General features: G+C 61.2%; 21 protein-coding genes. 8 read left to right on the forward strand and 13 right to left on the reverse strand.

What is annotated here, in order from left to right:
• The first annotated feature begins 226 nt into the window (after positions 1-226).
• Complete coding sequence (gene carB, locus X728_RS154930) at positions 227-3,730, forward strand: carbamoyl-phosphate synthase large subunit (protein WP_023831383.1); 3,504 nt, start codon at positions 227-229, stop codon at positions 3,728-3,730.
• Here the strand turns inward: carB and X728_RS1000000168730 are convergent, their stop codons facing one another.
• From X728_RS1000000168730 to X728_RS154900, 6 genes are all read right to left on the reverse strand, one after another.
• Positions 3,731-4,792, reverse strand: a complete 1,062-nt coding sequence (locus tag X728_RS1000000168730; RefSeq protein WP_155923961.1) for a reverse transcriptase family protein — start codon at positions 4,790-4,792, stop codon at positions 3,731-3,733. It abuts the gene before it with no gap.
• 164 nt (positions 4,793-4,956) lie between these two features.
• Positions 4,957-5,385 (reverse strand): hypothetical protein, encoded by a 429-nt coding sequence (locus tag X728_RS154920; RefSeq protein WP_023831385.1) that lies wholly within the window; start codon positions 5,383-5,385, stop codon positions 4,957-4,959.
• 21 nt (positions 5,386-5,406) lie between these two features.
• Positions 5,407-6,159 carry a hypothetical protein gene (locus X728_RS154915; protein WP_023831386.1) on the reverse strand — a complete coding sequence of 251 codons (753 nt, stop codon included), beginning with the start codon at positions 6,157-6,159 and terminating at the stop codon, positions 5,407-5,409.
• 219 nt (positions 6,160-6,378) lie between these two features.
• The gene (locus tag X728_RS154910; protein WP_023831387.1) at positions 6,379-6,771 is read right to left on the reverse strand and encodes a RidA family protein; all 393 of its coding nucleotides are present in this window, start codon (positions 6,769-6,771) and stop codon (positions 6,379-6,381) included.
• A 238-nt stretch (positions 6,772-7,009) separates the two neighbouring features.
• Positions 7,010-7,474, reverse strand: a complete 465-nt coding sequence (locus tag X728_RS154905; RefSeq protein ID WP_023672418.1) for a cupin domain-containing protein — start codon at positions 7,472-7,474, stop codon at positions 7,010-7,012.
• Between the two features lie 302 nt (positions 7,475-7,776).
• Complete coding sequence (locus X728_RS154900) at positions 7,777-8,328, reverse strand: DUF4142 domain-containing protein (RefSeq protein ID WP_023831388.1); 552 nt, start codon at positions 8,326-8,328, stop codon at positions 7,777-7,779.
• 319 nt (positions 8,329-8,647) lie between these two features.
• On the opposite strand from X728_RS154900, the gene X728_RS154895 reads away from it, so the two are divergent.
• Positions 8,648-8,986, forward strand: coding sequence for a hypothetical protein (locus tag X728_RS154895; protein ID WP_023831390.1), 339 nt, complete (start codon positions 8,648-8,650; stop codon positions 8,984-8,986).
• A gap of 287 nt (positions 8,987-9,273) precedes the next feature.
• Here X728_RS154895 and X728_RS154890 read toward each other — a convergent pair whose 3' ends face one another.
• Together X728_RS154890 and X728_RS154885 are read right to left on the reverse strand one after the other, a co-directional pair.
• A complete protein-coding gene (locus tag X728_RS154890; protein ID WP_023831391.1) occupies positions 9,274-9,762 on the reverse strand; it encodes a GNAT family N-acetyltransferase in 489 nt (162 codons plus the stop codon).
• A gap of 5 nt (positions 9,763-9,767) precedes the next feature.
• Positions 9,768-10,697: a lytic transglycosylase domain-containing protein gene (locus X728_RS154885; protein ID WP_023831392.1), complete on the reverse strand. Its 930-nt coding sequence runs from the start codon at positions 10,695-10,697 to the stop codon at positions 9,768-9,770.
• Positions 10,698-10,874: 177 nt separating this feature from the next.
• Here X728_RS154885 and X728_RS154880 point away from each other — a divergent pair, with 177 nt between their 5' ends.
• Complete coding sequence (locus tag X728_RS154880; protein ID WP_023695753.1) at positions 10,875-11,456, forward strand: methylated-DNA--[protein]-cysteine S-methyltransferase; 582 nt, start codon at positions 10,875-10,877, stop codon at positions 11,454-11,456.
• A 162-nt stretch (positions 11,457-11,618) separates the two neighbouring features.
• Here the strand turns inward: X728_RS154880 and X728_RS154875 are convergent, their stop codons facing one another.
• Positions 11,619-11,945, reverse strand: a complete 327-nt coding sequence (locus tag X728_RS154875; protein ID WP_023831393.1) for a hypothetical protein — start codon at positions 11,943-11,945, stop codon at positions 11,619-11,621.
• Between the two features lie 297 nt (positions 11,946-12,242).
• Here X728_RS154875 and X728_RS154870 point away from each other — a divergent pair, with 297 nt between their 5' ends.
• Positions 12,243-12,455: a cold-shock protein gene (locus X728_RS154870; protein ID WP_015316174.1), complete on the forward strand. Its 213-nt coding sequence runs from the start codon at positions 12,243-12,245 to the stop codon at positions 12,453-12,455.
• Between the two features lie 230 nt (positions 12,456-12,685).
• Entirely contained in the window at positions 12,686-12,886 is a 201-nt protein-coding gene (locus X728_RS154865) for a hypothetical protein (RefSeq protein ID WP_023748189.1), read from the forward strand.
• A 100-nt stretch (positions 12,887-12,986) separates the two neighbouring features.
• On the opposite strand, the gene X728_RS154860 is transcribed toward X728_RS154865, so the two are convergent.
• Positions 12,987-13,847, reverse strand: a complete 861-nt coding sequence (locus tag X728_RS154860; RefSeq protein WP_023831394.1) for an EAL domain-containing protein — start codon at positions 13,845-13,847, stop codon at positions 12,987-12,989.
• Positions 13,844-14,743 (reverse strand): EAL domain-containing protein, encoded by a 900-nt coding sequence (locus tag X728_RS154855; RefSeq protein ID WP_023831395.1) that lies wholly within the window; start codon positions 14,741-14,743, stop codon positions 13,844-13,846. Before X728_RS154855 ends, X728_RS154860 begins: the two co-directional genes overlap by 4 nt.
• 274 nt (positions 14,744-15,017) lie before the next feature.
• Here X728_RS154855 and X728_RS154850 point away from each other — a divergent pair, with 274 nt between their 5' ends.
• Complete coding sequence (locus tag X728_RS154850; RefSeq protein ID WP_023831396.1) at positions 15,018-16,220, forward strand: pyridoxal phosphate-dependent aminotransferase; 1,203 nt, start codon at positions 15,018-15,020, stop codon at positions 16,218-16,220.
• Positions 16,221-16,279: 59 nt separating this feature from the next.
• Here X728_RS154850 and X728_RS154845 read toward each other — a convergent pair whose 3' ends face one another.
• Together X728_RS154845 and X728_RS154840 are read right to left on the reverse strand one after the other, a co-directional pair.
• Positions 16,280-16,675 (reverse strand): cupin domain-containing protein, encoded by a 396-nt coding sequence (locus X728_RS154845; protein WP_023683764.1) that lies wholly within the window; start codon positions 16,673-16,675, stop codon positions 16,280-16,282.
• 48 nt (positions 16,676-16,723) lie between these two features.
• Positions 16,724-17,275, reverse strand: coding sequence for an isoprenylcysteine carboxylmethyltransferase family protein (locus X728_RS154840; protein WP_023683763.1), 552 nt, complete (start codon positions 17,273-17,275; stop codon positions 16,724-16,726).
• Positions 17,276-17,422: 147 nt separating this feature from the next.
• Here X728_RS154840 and X728_RS154835 point away from each other — a divergent pair, with 147 nt between their 5' ends.
• On the forward strand, positions 17,423-18,283 hold the full coding sequence (locus X728_RS154835) for an alpha/beta hydrolase (protein ID WP_023831397.1): 861 nt from the start codon (positions 17,423-17,425) through the stop codon (positions 18,281-18,283).
• Positions 18,284-18,530: 247 nt separating this feature from the next.
• Positions 18,531-20,582, forward strand: coding sequence for an elongation factor G (locus X728_RS154830; RefSeq protein WP_023831398.1), 2,052 nt, complete (start codon positions 18,531-18,533; stop codon positions 20,580-20,582).
• Positions 20,583-20,928 lie beyond the last annotated feature (346 nt).

Raw genomic sequence — 20,928 nt, forward strand, 5'->3', positions numbered from 1 at the left:
CAGTAGGGATAGGCAATAGACGGCTTAACCTCGCTCCTGCCTAATCCCTGCTGCCTGATCCCTGCTGCCTAATCCCTACTGCATAGCCTCATTTTCGGGGTTACATCTCCCAAAACTCTTCCCTATAAGGCCCTCCTAGCCTGATACCAGAATCGCAAGCACAACCGGCCGGGTCTTCCCGTCCCGGTTTTTCGTGCAAGCCGCTCGCCGAACGGAACTCACAACGATGCCAAGACGCACCGACATCAAGTCGATCCTGATCATCGGGGCCGGCCCCATCGTCATCGGCCAGGCCTGCGAGTTCGACTATTCCGGCACCCAGGCCTGCAAGGCGCTGAAGGAGGAGGGCTTCCGGGTCATCCTGGTCAATTCCAACCCGGCCACCATCATGACCGACCCGGAACTGGCCGACGCCACCTATATCGAGCCGATCACGCCTGAAGTCGTCGCCAAGATCATCGCCAAGGAACGGCCCGACGCGCTGCTGCCGACCATGGGCGGCCAGACCGCGCTCAACACCGCTCTGTCGCTGCGCCGCATGGGCGTGCTCGAGCGCTACAATGTCGAGATGATCGGCGCCGACGCCACGGCGATCGACAAGGCTGAGGACCGGGCGCTGTTTCGCGAGGCGATGAAGAAGATCGGCCTGGAAACGCCGAAGTCGATGCTGGCCAATGCCACCGACGTCAAGAACGCCGACCGCAAGACCCACGAGGCCGAGCGCGCCGCCGTCAAGGCCGAGGCGCCTGCCGACCTCGACGCCGCGCTCGACGCGCTGGAAACCCGCTGGAACCTCGGCGAAGGCGACCGCAAGCAGCGCTACATCAGCCATGGCATGGCGATTGCCGCCCAGGCGCTCGACCATGTCGGCCTGCCCGCCATCATCCGCCCGTCCTTCACCATGGGCGGCACCGGCGGCGGCATCGCCTACAACCGCGCCGAATTCTACGACATTGTCCAGTCCGGCCTCGACGCCTCGCCGACCACCGAAGTCCTGATCGAGGAAAGCGTGCTCGGCTGGAAGGAGTATGAGATGGAGGTCGTCCGCGACAAGGCGGACAATTGCATCATCGTCTGCTCGATCGAGAACATCGACCCGATGGGCGTGCATACGGGTGACTCGATCACCGTTGCCCCCGCGCTGACCTTGACCGACAAGGAATACCAGATGATGCGCAACGCCTCGCTCGCGGTGCTGCGCGAGATCGGCGTCGAGACCGGCGGCTCCAACGTGCAGTTCGCCGTCAACCCGGCCGACGGCCGGTTGGTGGTGATCGAGATGAATCCGCGCGTCTCGCGCAGTTCCGCCTTGGCTTCGAAGGCGACCGGCTTCCCCATTGCCAAGATCGCGGCCAAGCTCGCTGTCGGCTACACGCTGGACGAGTTGGAGAACGACATCACCGGCGGCGCCACGCCCGCCTCCTTCGAGCCGAGCATCGATTACGTCGTCACAAAAATCCCGCGCTTTGCCTTCGAGAAATTCCCCGGCGCCGAGCCGGTGCTGACCACCGCCATGAAGTCGGTCGGCGAAGTCATGGCCATCGGCCGCACCTTCCAGGAATCGCTGCAGAAGGCTTTGCGTGGACTGGAAACCGGCCTGACCGGTCTCGACGAGATCGAAATCCCCGGCCTCGGCCACGGCGCCGTAGCTGCCAACCACGCCGACGACCGCAACGCCATTCGCGCCGCACTCGGCACGCCGACGCCCGACCGGCTGCGCATGGTGGCGCAGGCGATCCGCATGGGCACCTCGCTGGAAGACGTGCACGCAATGTGCAAGATCGACCCGTGGTTCCTCGAACAGATCGCCGGCATCGTATCCATGGAAGCCCGCATCCGCGAGCACGGCATCCCACAGGACGCCGTCAATCTGCGCATGCTGAAGGCGATGGGCTTCTCCGATGCCCGCCTCGCCTCGCTGACGAAGAACGAGGCCGAAGTGATTGCGAAGATTCGTGAAAAGCTCGACGTTCATCCGGTTTATAAACGCATCGACACCTGCGCGGCCGAGTTCGCCTCGCCCACCGCCTACATGTACTCGACCTATGAAGTGCCCTTCGCCGGCGCGCTGGCCAATGAAGCGCAAGTGTCGTCGCGAAAAAAAGTCGTCATCCTCGGCGGCGGTCCCAATCGCATCGGCCAGGGCATCGAGTTCGACTATTGCTGCTGCCATGCCGCCTTCGCTCTGCGCGACGCCGGCTATGAAGCGATCATGATCAACTGCAACCCCGAGACGGTCTCGACCGACTACGACACCTCCGATCGGCTCTATTTCGAGCCGCTGACGGCCGAAGACGTGTTGGAGATCCTGCGCGCCGAACAGGCCTCGGGCGAATTGGTCGGCGTCATCGTCCAGTTCGGCGGCCAGACGCCGCTGAAGTTGGCCGATGCGCTGGAGAAGGCCGGCATCCCTATCCTGGGCACGTCACCCGACATGATCGATCTCGCCGAAGACCGCGACCGCTTCCAGAAGCTCTTGCACAAGCTCAACCTCAGCCAGCCGAAGAACGGCATCGCCTATTCGGTCGAGCAGGCTCGCCTCGTCGCCGGCGAGCTCGGCTTCCCGCTGGTGGTGCGCCCCTCTTATGTGCTCGGCGGCCGCGCCATGCAGATCATCCATGACGAAGGCATGCTGCAGAGCTACCTGCTCGACACCGTGCCCGGCCTGGTGCCGGAGGACATCAAGCAGAAATACCCCAACGACAAGACCGGCCAGATCAACACGCTCTTGGGCAAGAACCCGCTTTTGTTCGACACCTATCTCTCGGGCGCCATCGAGGTCGATGTCGACTGCCTGTGCGACGGCAAGTCGACATTCGTCTCAGGCATTCTGGAGCACATCGAGGAGGCCGGCATCCACTCCGGCGATAGCGCCTGCTCGCTCCCTGTTCACTCGCTGCCTTCCGAGCTGGTCGACGAGCTGGAGCGCCAGACGGCGGCGCTTGCCCGCGCGCTCAACGTCGGCGGCCTGATGAACGTGCAGTATGCGATCAAGGACGGCACGGTCTATGTGCTGGAGGTCAACCCGCGCGCATCGCGCACCGTGCCCTTCGTCGCCAAGACCATCGGCCGGCCCATCGCCAAGATTGCCGCACGCATCATGGCCGGCGAAAAGCTGGAAGACGCCTTCGCCCATTACGGCGCGATGCCCGACCCGAGAAACCCCGGCCACATCTCGGTCAAGGAAGCCGTCTTCCCCTTCGCCCGCTTCCCCGGCGTCGACATATTGCTCGGCCCCGAAATGCGCTCGACCGGCGAGGTCATGGGCCTCGACCGCGATTTTGCGCTGGCCTTCGCCAAGAGCCAGCTCGGCGCCGGCGTCGATCTCCCCCGCTCCGGCACGCTGTTCGTCTCGGTGCGCGACGAGGACAAGGCCGGCATCCTGCCGGCGGTCAAGCGCCTCGCCGGCCAGGGCTTCAAGGTGCTGGCGACATCCGGCACGGCCCGCTTCCTCGCCGAAAATGGCGTCGACGCCCAGAAGATCAACAAGGTGCTGGAGGGCCGGCCCCACATCGAAGACGCCATCCGCAACCGCCAGGTCCAGATCGTCTTCAACACCACGGACGGCCAGAAGGCCGTGTCGGACTCGAAGTCGCTGCGCCGCGCCACGCTGATGCAGAAGGTGCCGTATTACACGACGCTGTCGGGGGCTGCCGCGGTGGCGGAAGCGATTGCGGCGCTGAAGGCGGGGAGCCTGGAGGTGAGGCCACTGCAGGAGTATTTTGCCTGACTACCCCGCCGAGATCGTGGATCTAATTATCCTCCTGCCAAGTTTCGCAACTTCATTGTCAGGCTCTATGGAAAGCCAAAAATCTATCTGACCTGCCAGCCGATACCTATAAATCGGGTCTAAGATAGCTAAGTTGGCTAAATGTGAATTAATACCATGCTTGGAAATATAATGTATCGCCTGCCTTAATTTTCGACGCTGCTCTTTAGGAAGCTTGAGCTTCCCACTAGAAATTGAAATGCCGGTAACAATTTTTTTCTGGCCCGCGAATGCAAGGACCGTTTTGTCCTCAGCGACCTCGTAGCCGAACTTCGCTAAGCAATCGCTCAAAAAAGGAAATGCACTTTCAGGAATTAGATCTCCAGATAGGCAAATGTCGTCAGCATATCTCGTAAAAAGAAGTGCATTCTGACTACAGAATTCTGCAATCTGCGTGTCAGCCTGAAACATAGCCATGTTGCTGAGAGCTGGGCTAGTGGGTGCTCCCTGTGGTAGAGCATCATTCAACGTACAAATATTAGACAAAAAATAAGATATCTTAGGCGAGTACCCGGCCTGAAGAAAGATATCGTACACAGTCACATAACTAACTGATCCAAAGAAATCCTTGATATCGACCTTTACAATACATTTCGAATTGACGTGAACCTTCGCATTTTCAACTATACCCCGACCTTTTATGAAGCCAAAAGCGGAACAATGAGGTTTGAGTTTTGAGAGAGCTTCGTCCAGAATCCAACGCTGCAGGCCCGCGAGGAATGGTCGAGGAACAAAAAGAATGCGCTCCCCACCTCTCCGTTTGGGAATAACTTTGCTGCGATAGTAGCGGGCACCATCTAAAACTACATTTGCAATGAATTGGGACTTAATACCTGTGTGCCAAGACAAATGCTGCATGTCTAGAATTACAGGTAAATTTTTATTTTCAAGCCGCTCTGCGTAAACAACCAGTCCTCGTTTCGCCGCAGATTTGAGCGGCCAACGAAAAGTTCTCTCGCGCAAGAATTCACTATACAGCTGCACCGGCACCGGGTTACCACATAATATGATTGTACCAATCAACTAATTCATCGACAAATAACCATGTTACTTGTCTGAGGTTCGTAGAACCTCTCGGTAATCTCTTCGATTGCCGAATGGGCCTAACCTTAGCCTAAGTCGCCGAGGCGATTGCACCTCGTTGCGCTGGCTTCCCGATGCCGATGCAAACTGATCTTACAGAGTGTTCACTCTGCTTCCTCTCCCAATTTTGTCAAGAAGTCGAGTTCGAGATTGGACATTCTCGGAACATAAAAGTCCTCGGGAGCTCGAGAAGGCCGTTCTGGGGAATATCGCCACCCCTTGTCGGCCCTTGGACTTAGAAATAACTCCGGCGCATGGGCATCAATCCAGGCTATTCCTTGAGGAAGAATTTTGATTCGAAAGCTCGCCTCACTCCGCTCAACTGCGGAAATCCCATTGGCCTGGAGGAAGTCTACCCCGTCCAGCACTTGGACGGGAGATAGCCGGTACCTCTCGTGAAATTGATAGACGTCAATCCATCCGCGATTGCGATAGATTTCCTTTAATATCTCCACCATAAAGGTCGGATAGACCACTATCTCAGCCTTCGAAATATGGTTTTTCTTGGCTTGGAATCGCTGTAAATCGGCCACCAGAAGATTGGGAATACGTTGTTAGGGCAATTGTAATTGTGAATTGAAAAAAGTGCTTCGGAAGACCCCATAGCCCATTGATGGAAGAAACTGACCATTATACCTGGAGCCGAGTATCTTTTCCAAAGATTTCATAAGCTTTCTTTTAGAATCAACGACGTCTTCATCATATATGTCTGATATTCCTCGATCTAGCCAAACCTCGGAGTGATATGCAAGCCCAAGCTCATCCAAGCGAGCTTTTGCTGAGTTCATTCCGGCAATTGCCAACAGATATATCTTATTGTCCTGAAAGCCACTGGCCGCAACATATTCAATAAATTTGTTCGCTTGGCGCTCCATAGTTCTTCCCGTCCCAAAGAAATCATCAAAGAGTATATAATTTTTGCCATTCCCGAAGGCAGCTTCGTATCCTTTTAACGAATTTCGGAAGTTTTTTTCCTGCCAGCCCGCAGCAGGGCTAAAATCATTCTTTAGCTGCTGCAAAAATGCCTGAGATCCATCCGATTCATAGTCATCGCTTACAGCAAAAAATAATGTATTCTTGGCAGATAACGACCATGTATCCTGGACATGCCTCGAAATTGACTTAGTAATATCCGTCATTTCAAAAGAGGTTAAAACCTTGAATCTTTTGATCAGGTCTACTATCAACTCTCGAGCATCATCGTCCGAACAATCGTTCCAAAGTCTAACAAGCGCTTCATATTCGCTTTTGATCCATCTGCAGCTGTCGCAGATATCAAGGAGAACCTTAAAGTCCGCCGGGTCCATAATTTGGCTTGAGCGAGACGTATGTACAATGTCGCTAGGCAGGGACGCATTCCTCAGTTTGCGGCAGCAATCTACTCATTTCAGCGCTCTTCAGACAACCCAAGATACAACACAAATCGCGTATCTCCCGAACGATTTTGATTACCTAACCGTCCATTTCCTTAGAAGTCCAAGAAGGCCTAGTCTCACACCGCATCCGTGAGCTCTCGCTTCTCACCCTCACGCCACCGCCACGCACTCGATCTCGATATCGAACTCCATCGGCCATGATGCCACCGGCACAAAACTGCGCGCCGGCGGGTTGACGCTGAAATACCTGGCATAGACCCGGTTGATGGCGTTGTAGAAGCCGGAATTGACGGCGTAGATGCGCACCATCACCACGTTTTCCAGCGAGGTGCCGGCGGCTTCCAGGCAGTGTTTCAGCGCCTTCAGCGACGCCTCGGTCTGCGTTTCGATATCGCCACGCACCATCTCGCCGGTCACCATGTCCACCGGCGGCGTCGCGGATATGAACACGAGGCCATTGGCCCTCACCGCCGTCGAGCAAGGCAGCCCGAGCGCCCGCACCTTGGCCGACATGACGGGCACTTCGATGACTTCTTTTTTCACGGTGATGCTCCCTTTGTTTGCCAAGCTGGCGCCAAGGCCCCCTCACCCAGCCTCCGCTTCGCTCGGCTGACCTCTCCCCGAGGGGAGAGGAGCCGGTCAGCGCCAGCGCTTCCCTCTTCTCCCCAGTGGGGAGAAGGTGGCCGCGAAGCGGTCGGATGAGGGGGCCGGCGCCACCTTTAATCGTGAGGAACTTATCCTGTCGCCCAGCGAACACCAGCGCCGAAGCATGGTCCAGCGCTCACCCCTGCCCCGGATAGGGCATGCCGTCCTTGTGCAGGAACCTGCCATCCGAACTCGGGCTCATCATGTCGATGTCGGAGCAAGTGATGAGATCATCCGGATTGCGCGAGCCGACTTCGAGATAGCGCGCCGTTGTGGACGAGCGGTTGATCATGTGGTGGCCGTTGCCGCTGTTCTTGGCAAAGGTCGCGCAGTCGCCGGCCTTGAGCAGCGTCTCGCCGCCATCCTCGACCAGCACCAGTTCGCCTTCCAGCACATAGACGAGCTCGTCCTCATGGCTGTGCCAGTGGCGCTGGCTGGACCAGCCGCCTGATGGCAATGTCATCAGGTTGACGCCGAAATCGGTGAGGCCGCCGGCATCGCCGAGGCGGTGGCGTGTGCGCTCGGCGCAAGGGGCATCGAAGGGCGCGGGGTAGCCGGAGCCCTTGCGGACAGGCACGGTGGACAGGTCGATCTTGGGCATGGGAGCTCCATTGAATTGGTGGCGGCAATGTATGTCACTGCCGGCGCACCCACAGAGCCACTTTGCCGCAATGCCTTGCCAACGGCAGGCATCGGCCGTCGCACTCTACGGCGCCCCCCTCTGTCCTGCCGGACATCTACCCCACGAGGAGGGAGATTGGCTGTCGCCTCAGCCTTCGCCAATTTTCACCGTCGCAAGAAAAGCACGGCGCCGACGCTGCTGATCTCCCCACTCGTGGGGGAGATGTCCGGCAGGACAGAGGGGGGCGCCGTAGAATGCTATTGCTGGCCAGTCACCAGCCCTCAACCCTGATGCGCGGCCGCGAGTTCCTTCACGTGCTTCTCGTGCATCTGCAGCGTCGGCAGCGTCTTCTTGGCGAATTCCTTCATCGCCGGGTCGTCGCCCGAGTTGGCATAGCTGCTGAAAAGGGCAACTGCCTCCTTGTGCGCGTCCGTCTGCATCTGGATGTACTTGGCGTCAAAATCCTTGCCGCTTGCGCTCTTCAACTCGTCGAGCATTGCCTGCTCCTTCGGCTGCAGGGCCGGTCCCGCGGCTTTGGTCGAACCGGTGGTCTGGCCCTGGCTCAGCGCCGCCTTGAACTCCTTTCCGGCTTTGGTGTGGTCCTTGACCATCTGCTTGGCGAATTTCTTGACGTCAGCCGCCTTGGATTTCTCCTCGGCGAGCTTGCTCGACTGGATTTCGAATTCGTTGGAGCTGGGCACTGTCTTGACGAAGGTTGGGGTATCGACCTTGCTGGCGGCCATGGCAGGCGCGACCGCGGTCGAGTTGGCCGCAACGGCGGCAGGGGCACCGGCGAACAAGGCGACGGCGGCAATGGTGAGAAGCGTTTTCATCTGAGGTCTCCGATTTTGAAAATTTCCCTCGGCTAATCAAACGCGGCATTGGCGGCAGGGTTGCGTCCGGAGAACTATTCGTCAGCGATCATCTGCCGAAGGGCCGTCCGGCGCCCCTGGCGGACAGCACGCCTCGCCATATGCAGCTGTTCGTTCCAGTTCGGCCGACCCTCAGGCGTGAAATCCATAAGGTTCCACAGGATCTCGCAGATGCCGATGGCGCGCGGATCCTGGTCCCGATGGACGGCGCGGCATGTGGAGCCGGTTGCACTTCCCTGTATTGCGTCTGCAGGTTAGGTTTCCGGAGCTGGGGAGACACATGCAAGAGGATGAAGAGATCGATCTGCGCTGCCCGCAAGTGGTGGCCGACAACGCCGCCAGGGGGTTGAGGCTGCGCAAGCAGTTCGGCCGGGGCGGCACCGAGATCGGCGTGGCGCGGGCGACGGAACTCAAGAACCGCGAAAAGCTGGCGCCATCCACTATCCGCCGCATGGTCAGCTACTTCGCCCGCCACGAGGTCGACAAGCGCGGTAAGAATTACGGCAATGAAGACAATCCATCGGCCGGCCATATCGCCTGGCTGCTGTGGGGCGGCGACGAAGGCCGCGCCTGGGCGCTTGAGCTCAAAAAGAAGATCGGCAATGCGCCCGATATCTGAGGGCTGCCGTAAAATGACTGGCGGGCCCCAAACCCCCGCCTGGGACCCGCCAAGGAGTGGCTGAACACATGCCGGTGCAGCCGCCCCACATCTGCCAGTCGTCGATCCGCCATCGGTCGAAAGGCATGGATGGTGAGGTAGCATCCGGTTGCGGCGGCCAATGTGAAGCAGTTCACAATCCGGAGGTTTTCAACAGCGCTCGAGCAATTCCAGGAAAGGTGGGAACCGGTTTTCCCGGGAAAAGCGCGTAGCGTTTTCCCCAGGGAATTGCGGCAAGAAAAAAGCCCTTACCCTTCCCATGCGACAGGCATCATTCCCAGCCGCTCGTAGAGCCGGAGCGCGGCGGCGTTCTCGACCGTGTTGGTCTTGAGGTCGACATGGGCCGCGCCTCGATCGCGAAAGGCGTTGAAAGCCTGCCACATTAGCGCTTCGCCAATTCCTTTGCCGCGCGCTTCGGGATGGACCGCGAGGTCCTTGACGAAGGCCCTCGTCCAGCACAGCGCTGCCGCCGCCAGCCGTCCCTTGGCGTCGATGACCAGGAAACACAGCGCCGGGTCGAATTCGGCATCGCTGGATATGCGCGGCCACCATTCGTCGAACGGGCCGTCGGTGCCGTCGTCGAACACCTCGGTCAAAAGCGCATGCAAGGGCTGCGCGTCACCATGTTCGAAGCAGCGCATGGTAAAGCCGGCCGGCCAGTGCGGTGCAACGAGCGTCTCGTCGAGGATCTTGCGCAGCCGGATGTCGTTTGGAGCCGGCGGGCGCGGTTCAGGCATCGCGCTCAGGCGTCGGGCTGCAGCCGGCGGCGCTTGCGGTCGACACCGAGGCCGGTGGCCTCGAGCAGGCCTTTGCGCTTGGCGTCGAAATAATAGCCGGTCTGGTAGAGCCAATCGGCCTTCTTGGCGTTGCCACCCGCCACCAGCCAGGCGCCACGCAGATATTTGACCGCGTATTTCAGATTGGTCTCGGCGTCGAACAGGCCCTTGGCCGGCCCGTCATAGCCCATGCCGCGCGCCGTCGCGTGCTTGATCTGCATCAGCCCCCAATGGCCGTTATTGTAAGCCTTGGGATTGTAGGTGCTTTCGCGGTTGACGACGTGGCGCACCAGATCGACCGGCACCTCGTAGAGAGCAGCGTATTTCTGGATCAGCCGGTCGACGTCGCCGCGCATGCCGGTCGCATGCTCTTCTTCCGGGAGACCGAGGGGCGCGGCGGGGAACTGGCCCAGGGAAGCAGGGTTCTGCGGCACGACATAGGCTACCTGCTGCACGCCGGGCATGGCGTTCTGGCCGCCCTTGGCGGTCGCCGGCATGACAAGGCTGGCGGTCGTATATTGCGCCGCGACCGGCTGTCCGGCCTTGGCAGGCGCAGGCGCCTGCCAAGCGTTGGCGGCCATCACCGCAGGCAGGGCCGGGGCCGTGGGCGTCGCGCCGGCAAAGGCCGCGGTCGCGGCAGCCGGCTGCGGGGCGGCGGCAAGTGCTGGTGTGGCGGGAGTTGCTTCGGCCGCCTGGACGGGTGTTATGCCCGAGGATTGCGGCAGCACCGAAACCGTATCGGGCAGCGGCACGGTGAAGCCGGCATCGCTGCCGGCAGCGGTCGCGGTTTCGGTCAGCGCAGGCGTAGCCTTCATCTGCGAGGTCGATTGGCAGCCGCTGAGGGCAGCTGCGCCGACGATCACAGAGATCGCGATAAGGTTGAATTTTGCTGGCAAGCCGCGCGGGTCCGATTTGTCGGTTGTTAAGAAGTCCTTACACCAGCGATTCCTGGTGGGCAATCGGGACCATCTGGTGGTTTTCGGGTGGCGAGAGCCAGGCTCAGATGCCATATTGTTCTGCATATGTACCGGTCGGTATCCCGGTTTTCGCCAGTTTGCGGAAAGGAGCGCATCATGGAAACGGCATCTTCGATCACAGCCGGCCACGCAGTGTTAGAAACAGTGATCGGCTTCATGGGCATCGCCTGGAGCGAAAAGGGCCTGATCCGGCTCTGCCTGCCCGAAAGGAGCCGCGAAGCGGTGGAACGCCGGCTGATGCGGCATGCCGGTGCTGCCGCCAATACGACTGCGAACACTGGGCAGCCGCAATGGGTGGTCGAGCTGATCGCCTCGATCAAGGCGTATGCCACAGGCGAGGACGTCGATTTCTCCGGCGTGCCGGTCGATCTCGACGGCGTCGACGACTTCCGTCTCGCCATCTACGACGCGGCACGGAAACTGCATTATGGCGAAACCACCACCTATGGCGAACTGGCCAAGCGCGCCGGCCAAGCCGGCCTGCCGCGCGAAACCGGGGCAGCGCTGGGCGCCAACCCGGTGCCGCTGGTCATCCCCTGCCATCGGATTCTAGCCGCGGGCGGCAAGATCGGCGGCTTCTCGGCGCCCGGCGGCTCGGCCACCAAGGAAAAGATGCTGGCCATGGAAGGCGTGCGCGTCGGCCCGCCGCCGGCGGCGCAGGTCTCGTTCGGGTTCTAAGAGCTTGAATGGTATGCCGGCTGGGTATGTTGAGATTCAGGTCAGGCCGCACCGAGAACTATGGTCTTCGAGAACCGGAGCGGAGCGTACTTAATGTACGTGGGCACCGGACGCGCAGAAGACCATCGTTCGCAGGCCGGCCTCACCTGAATATCAATATGCCTAATGACGGCGCAGGAAGCGGCGGTGAAAATGGTCGTTCTCGATCCGCTTGCAGAGATAGACCGGGCAGGATTCGGTGTCGGCGCTCGGCACATAGGCGCGCTTCCTGACCTCGCCGACATTGCAGAATTGCTGGCTCTGCACATAGCGGTCGAAGAGCGGCAGCCCCGGCACACGCCTGGACTGATAGCGCAGGATGACCGCGCCCTGGCGGGCGATCGTGCCTTGCACCCTGTCGCAGCTCATACGAGTGGGGTCGTAGCGCGAGATCGCCTGCGCCTCGGCGACCGACAACGTCAGGCAGGCGGCAAGCAGAATGATTTTCACAACCGTTTTCATGACAGTCTCCCAAAACCGGACTAACGCCGTCGGGCGTCCCGGTCTTCCCGATTGCTCGACGCTTTCTGCGATTGGGGCGGCCTTTGGGCGGCGCCACCGCAACGCCATTTTTCGAGCCATCTTGTTTTTGGTGCGAAACCCGCCTATATCAGCCCCATTGATATTTCGGCCGATCGATCCGGGCCTCGCGATCTTCGCGTTTGCTGACGTCTATCTCCAAAATCTCGATACAAACCGGCTGAACCTCGGTTCGGTCAAACCAAAGCAAATGCGAGGACTATTCATATGGCAACTGGTACGGTCAAGTGGTTCAATGCCACCAAGGGCTTCGGCTTCATTCAGCCTGATTCGGGCGGTGCGGACGTTTTCGTTCACATCTCCGCTGTCGAGCGCGCTGGACTGTCGACCCTGGTCGAAGGCCAGAAAATCAACTTCGAGATCGAGCAGGACCGCCGCACAGGCAAGTCGTCCGCTGGTTCTCTGAGCAAGGCAGCCTGATTTTGCGATAGCGCGCGCCGGACGAGAGTTCGGGGCGCGCGGCAAGTCACGGATGTACTGACGGTCGCGCGAGAAGCGCGCTGGAGCAGAAAGACCCGACAAGCTGGATCAGCAGATAGCTGCCGGCCCGGACTTAAAGCTCCGATCAGGCTACCGAAAATGGGAAGGCGGGATTTATCCCGCCTTTTTGTTTGTCTGGAATTGGACGATGGCCATGCTAGTTTCGCCCCATGACCAAGCTCGAACAGATTGAAAGATCCATCGCAGCCCTGAACACCACAGAACTAAAGGCCTTTGCCAAATGGTTCGCAGCGTATCAGGCAGAGGTGTGGGATATGCAGATCGAGGCGGACGCCAAGGCTGGCCGGCTGGATAAGTTTGCCGAGCAGGCTTTGGCTGAACTTCACGCGGGCCGAGTTCGCCCTCTTTGAATGCGCGCTACGGCCGAAGGCCGCAAGCCCAACCGGGCATCGCGCCCGTTGGCGTCCCGTCCGGAACGAGCCGCGAAGCGGCGGCAAGCGCGAGCACAAATCAGCGCCGTAGATGCAGCGGCACCACCTTGTTGTCGGCGCCAAGCAGCGCCTCGATCGACAGCGGCTCCCGGTTGAAGATCGTGCCGGCCAGCGCCGGCCGGCCGAGATGGAACCCCTGTAGCAGGTCGACGCCGCCATCCAGCGCGACGCGCAGATGCACGGATTGCTCGATGCCTTCCACCAGCACCTTGGCGCCGCGATCGTGCAGCGACGAGACGAGCGGCCGGAAGAAGCGCTCGGCGGCAGCGTGGCGGCAGAATTCGGCGAACCAGCCGCCGTCGATCTTCACGATATCCGGCTGGAGCAGGCTCATCCGCTCCGCGGTCGAGTGGCCGGTGCCGAAATCGTCGATGGCGATGCGGATGCCGTGGCGCCGCATCTCGCGCACCAGCGGGGCCAGCACATTATCGTCGGCCGCCTGTTCGGTGATCTCGCAGACCAGCATGGCGGCATGCAGGTCGAGATCGCCGAGATGCCGCGTCATCAGCCGGATCTCGGCCAGCGCCCGCCCGAGATGATCGTTGATCATCGGGTTGTAATTGAAGAACAGGTCGAGCCCGTCGACGCCGATGTTGCGGAAGTTTTTCAGATGCAGCATCCGGCACATCGTCTCGACAAACAGGCGGTCGCCCGGCGCAACACTGTCGAAGAACATGGCCGGTGCAACCGGCATGGAAGCGCGCTGCGGTTCGATCAGCGCCTCGACGGCAACCGCGGCCAACGCGCCGCCGCGTGGCGCAAAGATCGGCTGGTAGGCGCTCTTCAGCCGGAACGCGCCGTAGACGCCGTATTCGATGCCGATCTCGTCGGCAAAGATCGCTTCGCCGATATCGCGACGCCTCTCGCGCTGCCCGGTCATGGCCCGGTCCTGCGCCCGAACACCCTGCCCGGCCGCGCCGGAGGCGCTGCAGTCGGGCCGGCAGGCGTCTTGCCAGGCTCGGCCGCCGCGACAGATGGCTGCCCATCCTTGCCGAAAGCGCGAAAGCTGGTCGGCGCCAGTTCCGGCTTCGCCAGCACGAAGCCCTGCACCATCGATGCGCCGGATTTCTCGGCCAATTCAAGCTGCCAGCCTTCCTCGATGCCTTCGAACACCGTGCGGATGCCCTGTAGTTCGAAGTTCGTCACCATGGCAGTCAAGAGGGCAAAGCCGGCGCCGGATTCCATGAGCTGCGTGATCCAGTGCGCATCGAATTTGACGATGTCGGGCTTGAGCTCCTTGATGCGGTTGATGTCGGATTCATCGGCGCCGTAATCGTCGACGGCAATGCGAAAGCCATTGGCCCGCAGCGCCTCGACAAAGCTGTAGAGCGTTTCCTGCGACGCCGACTTCTGCTCGGTCACCTCGCACACGATGCGGCGCGGATCGATCCCGGCTTCGTGCAGCACCAGCCGCATGTCGCGCAACGCGTTGTCGGCGACGGTGCGCTCGGTGAACACCGACGGGTCGAAATTGACGAAGATCGAAGCTTCTTGCGGCAGGCAGGCGCCGGCGTTGAGCAAATGCAGCGTGCGCGTCAGCGCCTCGATGTGCAGGCGGTCGCCGGCCGGACAGGTGCGGAAGAAGTTCATCGGCCATTGCGGCTCGCCGTCACGAAACGGCCGGATCAGCCCCTCGAACGCTGCGATCGAGAGCTTGCTCTCCTTGAAGGCGAAGATCGGCTGAAAGGCGCTCTGCAGCGTGTAGGGACCCCAGACACCTGAAACGGTGCCGTCATCGTGACGGATGATGTGGGCAAGCCCGGTGCTGCGCGACAAGGGTCCCTCGCTCCGCGAGACAGGCGAAATGGCTGGCGATCCTGCCGTCAAAGGTTTTAGCGGCCGTTGATGAATTTAGTCTTGCCGGGGATAGGCGTCGATTGCAGAGCCCGCAACGCAGAGTGAAACCGTCATGCACGCGCTCCAAAAAGCCGATCTCCACGGGTCCTTGACCCTGGCTCATCCGACAATGCTTGCACTTGCCGGGTCGATGCGACATGAGAGGCGCCGCAGCTGTTTGCGGTTGCGCCGACCCCTCTGGAGATATCTGGCCATGGCCTTTCTTGCCGACGCCCTTGCCCGCGTAAAGCCTTCCGCCACCATCGCGGTGACGCAGAAAGCCCGCGAGCTGAAAAATGCCGGCCGCGACATTATCGGCCTCGGCGCCGGCGAACCGGATTTCGACACGCCCGACAACATCAAGAATGCGGCGATCGAGGCGATCCGCCGCGGCGAGACCAAGTACCCGCCGGTTTCGGGCATCGCGCCGCTGCGCGAGGCGATCGCGAAAAAATTCAAGCGCGAGAACAATCTCGACTACAAGCCCGAGCAGACCATTGTCGGCACCGGCGGCAAGCAGATCCTGTTCAACGCCTTCATGGCGACGCTGAACCCAGGCGACGAGGTCATCATCCCCCGCCCCTATTGGGTCAGCTATCCCGAAATGGTGGCGATCTGCGGCGGCACCTCGGTGTTCGCCGATACTTCGATCGACAATGGTTTCAAGCTCACTCCCGCCGTGCTGGAAAAGGCGCTCACGCCGAAGACCAAATGGCTGTTGATGAACTCGCCGTCGAACCCGTCCGGCGCCGCATACACGGAAGCCGAGCTGCGCGCGCTGGCCGACGTGCTCTTGAAGCATCCGCATGTCTGGACACTGACCGACGACATGTACGAACACCTGACCTATGGCGACTTCGTCTTCAGGACGATCGCCGAGGTCGAGCCGAAACTCTACGAGCGCACGCTGACCATGAACGGCGTCTCGAAAGCCTACGCCATGACCGGCTGGCGCATCGGCTATGCCGCGGGTCCCGTCCAGCTGATCAAGGCGATGGACATGATCCAGGGCCAGCAGACCTCGGGCGCCTGCACCATCGCGCAATGGGCCTCGGTCGAGGCGCTCAACGGCCCGCAGGATTTCGTCGCCAGGAACAAGGCGATCTTTCAGGGCCGTCGCGACCTCGTCGTGTCGATGCTCAACCAGGCGCGCGGCATAACCTGCCCGTCGCCGGAAGGCGCCTTCTATGTCTACCCGTCCTGCGCCCAGCTGATTGGCAAGAAGACCAAGGCCGGCAAGATAATCGACACTGACGAGACTTTCTGCTCCGAATTGCTCGAAGGCGAGGGTGTCGCGGTGGTGTTCGGCTCGGCCTTCGGCCTCGGCCCCAACTTCCGCATCTCCTACGCCACGTCGGAGACGCTGCTGGAGGAAGCCTGCACGCGCATCCAGCGGTTCACGGCATCGCTGACCTGAACTGGCGGCACCGAGACATGAAACCCGGCTTCGAGCCGGGTTTTTGTCAGGAGCAGACCTCAGCCGCCATACTGCTCGCTGGTGACCGCTTCCATCCAATCTGCGTGGACGCCGTCCAGCGCTTCCTGCATGGCGACGTGGGTCATTGTCGTCTTTGGACCCGCGCCGTGCCAGTGCTTCTCGCCCGGCTCGAACGAGATCACGTCGCCCGCCTTGATCTCCTGGATCGGCCCGCCCCATGTCTGCGCAAGGCCGGCGCCCGACGTGACATAGAGCGTTTGGCCGAGCGGATGCGTGTGCCAGTGGGTACGCGCGCCAGGCTCGAAGCTGACCAGCGTAGCTCTGAGCCGCGCCGGCGCTTCCTTCTCGATGATGGGCGTCTGCAGCACGCGGCCGGTGAAATACTTCTCCGGTGCGATGATGGTCGGCACGCTGCCGCAGGCAATGATCTTCATCTCTGGTGACCCCTGAGTTCAGTAGAACCTACCCTGCCCCGGTGCTCGCTACCACCCCAGCCGAGGCCAGAACAGGCCGGCACGTACGCGATAGTCCGCGTAGGCTCCGGCCAGCGGCGTGCGCGAAAATTTCTTCTCTTCGTCCAGCGCCGCAAACACATAGAGGATAGCGATCCCGGCGACCGGCACCAACGCCCAGACCGACCAGGTCGCGATCCCCCAGCCGATCCAGAAGACGATGTAGGACGTATAGAAGGGGTGGCGGACATGGCCGTAGGGGCCGTGGGTCAGCAGGCTGTGCGGATCGTCGGGTGCGAAGACGAAGCGCAGCCGCACCTTGCGCGACGTGACGATCGCCCACCAGAACAGGGCAGAGCTCGCCAGTTCGACGGCAAGTCCGGTGAGCTTTGCCGAACCCGGCTGCGATTGGATCCAAAGGGTGGCGAGAAAGAACAGCGCCGTGGCGATGACCGCCGCCGAAATCACCATGGCGCCTGGAGACATCGCCTGCGATTGGAAATGCGCCCGCATCGACCAGACATATTGGCCAAGCATCGCGATGCTGCAGATCGAGACAAGAAGATCGAGGACTGGTTCCATTGTCGGGATTCCGCGCGTGATTGCCATGGAGCCAGCGATCGTGCCGGCTATCTCTTTAGAAATCCTTTCTTAACCACATGTTTAAAGAACATATAGAGCCAGCGATGCGATGTTGGCGGTCAGGCAAATCTCAAGGTCTAATCCAGCATGAGCATCACTCACCGCACCATCCGCACGCCGCAGGCCGACTTGCGCCTCAGCCAGTCGTCTGGGTCCGGCATGCCCATCGTCATGATCCATGGGTCGGGCAGTTCGCGCGCCGTGTTTGCCCGTCAGTTCGATAGCCCGCTTGCCGACGGCCATCGGCTGATCGCCTTCGACCTTCCCGGCCACGGCGAGTCCTCCGATGCCCGCGACCCGGCGACCGCCTATACGATTACCGGCCTTGCCCAGACCACAGCCCGGCTTCTCGACGCTTTGGGCATCGGCCACGCCATCATCTTCGGCTGGTCGCTCGGCGGCCATGTGGCGGTCGAACTGGCCAGCTTTCACCATGCGGTCAGCGGCCTGGTGCTGACCGGAGCGCCGCCGGTGTCGCGGGGGCCGCTTGGCATGCTGCGCGGCTTTCACGCCAACTGGGACATGCTGCTGGCCTCCAAGAAGGTCTACTCCGAACGCGACATCGAGCGCTTCGAGGCGCTTTGCTTCGGCGATACCGCCAGTCCGTCTTTCCGCGAAGCCATAAGGCGCACCGACGGCAGGCTTCGCGCCGGCGTGGCGCGCAGCATGTTTGCCGGCAAGGGCGCCGACCAGAAACAGGTGGTCGAGCACGCCCCGTTCCCGGTTGCGGTGATCAATGGAGAGCATGATCCGCTGGTGCGGCTGAGTTACTTCGAGACGGTGGCCTATGGCTTGCTGTGGGAACAATGCCATGTCATATCAGGCGCCGGCCATGCACCGTTCTGGGAACGCCCAGACCTGTTCAACCCGTTGCTGTCGCGCTACGCCGAGATGGTGGTGAAGCAGAGTGCAGCCGCCACGCCCACGCGCCGCACCCAGGCAATTTGAAATCGCCGGACGGTTCTGATCCCGGGGTCTTGCCTCGGCCGCCTGACGGCGCACCGGATTCCTATTTTCCTTGCCCTGCCGGCTAACCCGTGGGACGATGGGCTTGGGCAGGTGGCTAAGAGAAACAACCCCGCCCCGCGACGGTCGAACAGGCCGGCCGCCGCTCACGACAGGGTGCGATCGGCGCAAAACCGTTTCCACTTTTGCTGATCGCACTCCAAGGGCCAAGCCTGAGTGGAGGTCAGCCATGGGTACTCGCGCCGGAGGACGACGCACGGGACCGAAATGCATTGCCATAGTCGGTCCCTTTGCAAGCGGTAAGACGACACTTCTCGAAGCCATCCTCGCCCGTACGGGCGCCATCCCCCGCCAAAATCCCGTTTCATCGGGAAGCACCGTTTCCGATCATTCGCCCGAGGCGCGGGCGCACGCCATGAGCGTCGAGGCGACCTTTGCCACCACCGAATTCATGGGCGAGCAGATCACCTTCGTCGACTGTCCCGGATCGATCGAATTCTCCTTCGAGGCCGAGCCGGTGCTGGCAGCCTGCGATCTCGCGGTGGTCGTCGCCGAGGCCGACGAGAAGAAGATCCCAGCCTTGCAGCTCATCATGCGCAAGCTCGACGATCTCGGCGTGCCGCGCATCCTGTTCCTCAACAAGGTCGACAAGGCAATCGCCGGCGTACGCGATACGCTGAAGATGCTGCAGCCGACGAGCGCGGCGCCGCTGTTGCTGCGCCAGATTCCGCTGCGCAAGGACAATGTGGTGATCGGTTCGATCGACCTGGCGCTGGAGCGCGCCTACATCTACCGCGAATATGCCGAAAGCCAGGTTGCCGAAATTCCAACTGACGACAAGGCGCGCGAACTGGAGGCTCGCTTCTCCATGCTGGAGACGCTTGCCGACCATGACGACCAGTTGATGGAGCAGTTGCTGGAGGAGATCGAGCCGCCGAAAGACGCGGTTTTCGACGATCTGTCCGCCGACCTGCGCGCCGGCGCCATAACGCCGGTGCTGATCGGCACCGCCGAAAAAGGCAACGGCGTGCTGCGCCTTTTGAAGGCGATCCGCCATGACGCACCGGATGTCGAGGCAACGCGCAAACGGCTCGGCGTCCCCGACGGCAATCACACCGTGGTCCAGGTGATGAAGACCATCCACACCGCGCATGGCGGCAAGCTGTCCGTGTCGCGCGTGCTCTCCGGCCAGATCGCCGATGCCGCCGAACTCTATTTGTCGAATGGCGAGACGGCGAAGGTCTCCGGCATCTACAAGATGCTCGGCAAGGACCAGTCCAAGGTCACCGCTGCCAAGGCCGGCGACACGGTGGCGTTGGGCAAGCTGGACGAGGTCAAGACCGGCCAGACGTTGAGCTCCACGAAGGGCGGTATCAAGCCGCTGGTCACGCTGACGCCGCCGCAGCCGGTCTTTGCCTTTGCGCTACGGCCGAAGGAGCGCAAGGACGAGGTCAAGATGTCGGCGGCCATCCAGCGCCTGGCCGAGGAAGATCCCTCGCTCACCTTGCGCCACAATCAGGACTCGGCCGAGACCGTGCTGTCCGGCCATGGCGAGATGCATCTGCGGGTCGTGCGCGAGCGGCTGGAAGGCAAGAATCAGATTCCGGTCGAAGGCCATGCGCCTGCCGTCCCCTATCGCGAGACGATCCGAAAGACGGTGCAGCAGCGCGGCCGCCACAAGAAGCAGTCCGGCGGCCATGGCCAGTTCGGCGATGTGGTGATCGAGATCAAGCCGCTGCCGCGCGGCTCCGGCTTTCAGTTCTCGGACACCATCACCGGCGGCGTCGTGCCCAAGACCTACATCCAGTCGGTCGAAACCGGCGTGCGCGATTATCTGAAATCCGGCCCGCTCGGCTTCCCTGTGGTCGATGTCGCCGTCAACCTCTCCGACGGCTCCTACCACGCCGTCGATTCCTCCGACATGGCTTTCCAGATGGCGGCCAAGCTGGCCATGAAGGAAGGCATGGCGGCCTGCTCGCCGGTGCTGCTCGAGCCGGTCATGAAGGTCGAGATCGTCACGCCGTCCGAAGCCACTTCGAAGATCATCGCGCTGATCCCGCAACGGCGCGGGCAGATCCTTGGCTACGACGCGCGGCCTGACTGGCCGGGATGGGATGTCGTGGAGGCGACCATGCCGCAGGCCGAGATCGGCGACCTGATCATCGAACTGCGCTCGGCGACCTCCGGCGTCGCCAGCTATCGTTGCGCCTTCGATCACATGGCCGAGCTGACCGGACGGTTGGCCGACGAGGCGATGAACGCCAACGGCAAGGCTGCCTGACAGGCCGAAGGATGATCCGCACAAAAAACGGCGCCCGGATGCCCCGGACGCCGCTCTTATTGCGGACCGTCTTCTTGGGAGGAAAACGGCAGGTCCGCCGCACGTACCCGCCGCGCCATACGGCACTGGCAGACGAATAGGTTCGGACGCGGTAGCCGCCTGAGCCCGGATCTTCCGAGTGATGCCCCCATCTCCCGGTCGAACCACACCGCGTCCTATGATCTGCTTAAACGATGAATCGCGCCTGCGGCATGTTACCTGAGGTTACATGTCACTGTTACGCGGCGATTTTGCTCGATTTTTCGCTGGCTACGGCAGGCCCGGAAACAAAAAAGCCGGATCAATG

Source organism: Mesorhizobium sp. L103C119B0 (genome assembly GCF_000502235.1).
Taxonomy (GTDB): Bacteria; Pseudomonadota; Alphaproteobacteria; order Rhizobiales; family Rhizobiaceae; genus Mesorhizobium.

Bases quoted from the DNA above. Each gene is read 5' to 3' on its own strand.
- carB (WP_023831383.1), top strand. From the start codon at position 227: ATGCCAAGACGCACCGACATCAAGTCGATCCTGATCATCGGGGCCGGC.
- X728_RS154915 (WP_023831386.1), bottom strand. From the start codon at position 6,159: ATGGACCCGGCGGACTTTAAGGTTCTCCTTGATATCTGCGACAGCTGC.
- X728_RS154905 (WP_023672418.1), bottom strand. From the start codon at position 7,474: ATGCCCAAGATCGACCTGTCCACCGTGCCTGTCCGCAAGGGCTCCGGC.
- X728_RS154900 (WP_023831388.1), bottom strand. From the start codon at position 8,328: ATGAAAACGCTTCTCACCATTGCCGCCGTCGCCTTGTTCGCCGGTGCC.
- X728_RS154895 (WP_023831390.1), top strand. From the start codon at position 8,648: ATGCAAGAGGATGAAGAGATCGATCTGCGCTGCCCGCAAGTGGTGGCC.
- X728_RS154890 (WP_023831391.1), bottom strand. From the start codon at position 9,762: ATGCCTGAACCGCGCCCGCCGGCTCCAAACGACATCCGGCTGCGCAAG.
- X728_RS154880 (WP_023695753.1), top strand. From the start codon at position 10,875: ATGGAAACGGCATCTTCGATCACAGCCGGCCACGCAGTGTTAGAAACA.
- X728_RS154870 (WP_015316174.1), top strand. From the start codon at position 12,243: ATGGCAACTGGTACGGTCAAGTGGTTCAATGCCACCAAGGGCTTCGGC.
- X728_RS154865 (WP_023748189.1), top strand. From the start codon at position 12,686: ATGACCAAGCTCGAACAGATTGAAAGATCCATCGCAGCCCTGAACACC.
- X728_RS154860 (WP_023831394.1), bottom strand. From the start codon at position 13,847: ATGACCGGGCAGCGCGAGAGGCGTCGCGATATCGGCGAAGCGATCTTT.
- X728_RS154850 (WP_023831396.1), top strand. From the start codon at position 15,018: ATGGCCTTTCTTGCCGACGCCCTTGCCCGCGTAAAGCCTTCCGCCACC.
- X728_RS154845 (WP_023683764.1), bottom strand. From the start codon at position 16,675: ATGAAGATCATTGCCTGCGGCAGCGTGCCGACCATCATCGCACCGGAG.
- X728_RS154840 (WP_023683763.1), bottom strand. From the start codon at position 17,275: ATGGAACCAGTCCTCGATCTTCTTGTCTCGATCTGCAGCATCGCGATG.
- X728_RS154835 (WP_023831397.1), top strand. From the start codon at position 17,423: ATGAGCATCACTCACCGCACCATCCGCACGCCGCAGGCCGACTTGCGC.
- X728_RS154830 (WP_023831398.1), top strand. From the start codon at position 18,531: ATGGGTACTCGCGCCGGAGGACGACGCACGGGACCGAAATGCATTGCC.